This is a genomic window from Stenotrophomonas sp. P5_A8 (genome assembly GCF_056400545.1).
The window spans coordinates 1-3,361 of sequence record NZ_JBFULB010000389.1; the positions used below are offsets into that span (position 1 = coordinate 1).

Here is a 3,361-nt window from a genome sequence, read left to right on the forward strand (position 1 = left end):
GCCCCATCCCCCTAAACGGAAACGACGTGCTGCTTGGGGCTTCAGAAAAACGCGGCCAAAAAGACCAAACCCACCTGAACACCCCCGCGACATTGATGAACCTGAATCTGCCGCGCGCCATCAAACCGACGCCGGAAGCCGATCCCGGCTTTCCCCCTTGCGTGGTTTCCGACACAATCATCGTATCTACTCCAGGGCAGCGCCCCGCAGGCAATGCAAGCCTACGTCTACAAAAGCCAACGCAAGCAGGACACCTACGTCTACCTCGCCGCCCGCGATGACTTCAACGCCGTCCCCGACGCGCTGAAAGCCACGCTGGCGCCGTTTGAATTCGTGCTCGAAGTCGCCCTGACCCCTGACCGTCGCCTCGCCCTGGCCGACGTCGGGCAAGTGCGCGCCAACCTGGCCGAGCGCGGATTCCATCTGCAGATGCCCCCGCCACCGGTCGCCCCGGTGCGCGTCCCGCGTCGCCGCGATGACTGATCCCCTGCGCAGCCGCGCCATGGCCATCGCGTTCGCCGCCGGCGTCCTGCTGGCCCTGGCGGCCGCGCTCGGCGGCGTGCCTGCCGCCCTTGGCGTGGCGTTGGCGCAGCCGGCGTTCGCCCTCGGCATCGCCTGGTGGCGACGTACCCGCCCCGTGCATGCGCCCCCGCAGTTGCTGCGGCAGGACCTGCCTGCGCTGCTGGTTCCCTGGCTGGCCGGCCCGCTGCTGCTGGCCGCGCTGGTGGCCTGGCCGTTGAGCGCCCTGCACGACAGCGGCAGCCTTGCCGCCGTGCTCGGCCTGAGCGTAGCCGTCAGCGCCGCCCTGCTTGGCGTCTGGCGCACGTGGCCGCTGTGGAATGAAATCGAACGCACCGATGGCAGCCTGACCGGCCACTSGCAGGCCCTGTCCGGCCGTGACCTCAGCGCCTGGCGTGGGCTGGGCGTGGCTGCGTTGGTGGTTGCCCTCTGCGCGCTGGTGGTGCTGCCTGCCTGGCCCGGCCTGGTATCGGACGCACTGCGCTGGCCGCTGACCGCCGCCGTGGTGGTGCTGTCGCCGCTGGCGCACCTGCTGCTGCAGACCATCGCCCCGGCCACCGCGCTGGCCGTGCGCAACCCCTTCGATGTGGACGGCCACGGTGCCGATGCGCTGGCCAACCACGACGCCGAACCGCAGCCGCTGGAACACCTCGGCCAGCACGAACACCTGCCAGCGCTGTATGACGCCGCCCGCAGTGGCCGCGTCGACCGTGCGCTGCAATTGCTGGCCGCCGGCGCCGATCCGCATGGCCTGCCCGATCCGGCCTGGCGCGACCAGCGCAACCTGCCGGTGCTGGCCGCCGTGCTGCCGGACCTGCGCCTGCTGCGCGAACTGATCGCGCGCGGGGTGGACGTCAATGCACCGCACCGGGGCATGACCCCGTTGCTGGCCGCCACGCGTGACAGCTGGCACGGCCGACCCGAGGCGGTGATGACCCTGCTGGCCAACGGCGCCGATTCGCGCGCGGTCGACAGCGATGGCAACACGCCGCTGCACCACGCCGCACGCAGTTCCGATCCGGGCGTGGCCGCGCTGCTGCGCGATGCCGCCGCCGAAGTGGACGCACTCAACCAGGAAGGCTGGTCGCCGCTGGCGGTGGCCTGCCAGGTCGGCAACTGGCGATTGGCGCGGTTCCTGCTCGAGCGCGGCGCCAAGACCGAGCCGGCCGAGGGCACCCCGGTGCTGCTGGCCGCCGCCGGTACCGAAGAAGATGATCCGGCCGGCGTACAGCTGCTGCTCAAGCACAAGGCGCGCGCCGACGCGCGCGACCGCCAGCGCCGCAGTGCCCTGCACGAGGCCGCGCTGGCCGGCCATGTGGACATCATCGATGTGCTGCTGGCCGCCGGTGCCAACCTTGAATCGCGCGATGCACTTTCGCGCACCCCATGGCTGGAAGCGGCCCGGGGCGGTCGCGCGGCGGTGATCGAACACCTGCTGCCGCACCATCCCGAGCGCAATGYCGTCGATGGGGAAGGGCGCAACGCGGTGCTGCTGGCCTGCATGGCCGACAACGTGTCGCCGCTGCTGGTGCGCCGCCTGCTGGAACTGGGCATCGCCGCCGACATTCCCGATCCGCAGGGCCGTCGCGCCGTCGACATCGCCGCCAGCGCCGGGCGCTGGACCATCGTGTCGCTGCTGGACCGCAACTATCCGCTGCCGGCATCGGTCACCGACGGGCTGGTCGCGGTCGATACCGAGGCAGGCCCGGGCACGCCGTCGCTGCCGGACCGGCCGCCGCTGGACCTGCTGCGCGAAGCGCTGGGCTTCGGCAATTTCGACGGCATGGCCGCGCTGGCGCGGCTGTGCGCGCCCGACGAACTGGGTGGCCTGCTGCACGACGCCGAGCTGGCACTGGATCCGCAGGCGGTCGATTGGCTGATCGCCAACGGTGCCGCGCCGGAAGTCCTCGATGCCTGCGGCGACACGCCGATGTTCGCGCTGCTGGCGCGCGGCATCGATGCCGTCCCGGCGTTGCAGGTGCTGCTGCGCCGTGGCCTGTCCCCGGCCGGTCGTGGCGGCCTGGCCCGTCTGCTCAGCGCCTGCGCCCAACACGATCACGCCTCGCGCGGGTTGGAGCAACTGGCGCTGGAACTGCTGGAACGTGGCGCCGATCCGTTCGCGCCGTCGCCGGCCGGCGATCCGCCGCTGTCGCTGGCCGTGCGCCTGGGCTGGCTGCGGCTGCAGCATGCGCTGCTGGTGCTTGGCGTGGACCGTGAGGCGCGCGACAGCCATGGCATGACCGCCCTGCACCTGGCCACGGCGTTGGCCCGCGAAGGCTCGCTGAAACTACTGGTGCTGCAGGGCGCGTCCCCGGAAGCCCGCGCGGCCGATGGCCAGACCCCCCTGGGCGTGGCGCTGTCGATCGGTCGCCGCGACCTCGCCGACTGGCTGGACTGGCGGGTGTGGCCGCTGCCGCGACGTGCGCTGCGCGACGGCGACCTGCCGGCCGCGGCCATGTCTGGCGATGCCGATGCGGTGCGTCGCCTGATCGACCTGGGCTTTGCCGTCGACGTGGTCGACGCGCAGGGCTGCACCGCGTTGCTGCGCGCCGCGGGCGGTGGCCACCTGGCCGTGGTCGACCTGTTGCTGGCGCGTGGTGCGAACCCGCAGCACGCCGCGGCGAGCGGCGCCACGCCRCTGTCGGCAGCGGTGAGCATGCGCCAGATCGACATCGTCTCGGCGCTGCTCGATGCCGGCGCCGAACTCGAATACCGCCTGCCCGGTGGCGTCACCGTGCTGATGCTGGCCTCGGCGCTGGGCCTGCCCGACATCGTCGCGCGCCTGCTCACCGCCGGCGCCAACGTGCATGCCGGCGACGCGCAGCAACTGGGCCCGCTGCAC

Annotated in this window: 3 protein-coding genes; 2 read left to right on the top strand and 1 reads right to left on the bottom strand. The window is 72.2% G+C overall.

What is annotated here, in order from left to right; translation table 11 throughout:
- On the bottom strand, window positions 1-181 hold a 181-nt coding region (locus tag AC1DQP_RS18440), incomplete at its 3' end, for a hypothetical protein (RefSeq protein WP_478052197.1).
- 32 nt (window positions 182-213) lie between these two features.
- Here AC1DQP_RS18440 and AC1DQP_RS18445 point away from each other — a divergent pair.
- Both AC1DQP_RS18445 and AC1DQP_RS18450 read left to right on the top strand, forming a co-directional pair.
- Window positions 214-483, top strand: coding sequence for a YcgL domain-containing protein (locus tag AC1DQP_RS18445; RefSeq protein WP_457317817.1), 270 nt, complete (start codon window positions 214-216; stop codon window positions 481-483).
- The coding region (locus AC1DQP_RS18450; protein WP_478052198.1) for an ankyrin repeat domain-containing protein at window positions 476-3,361 on the top strand (2,886 nt) is incomplete at its 3' end. The genes AC1DQP_RS18445 and AC1DQP_RS18450, both read left to right, overlap by 8 nt.

Bases quoted from the DNA above. Each gene is read 5' to 3' on its own strand.
- AC1DQP_RS18445 (WP_457317817.1), top strand. From the start codon at position 214: ATGCAAGCCTACGTCTACAAAAGCCAACGCAAGCAGGACACCTACGTC.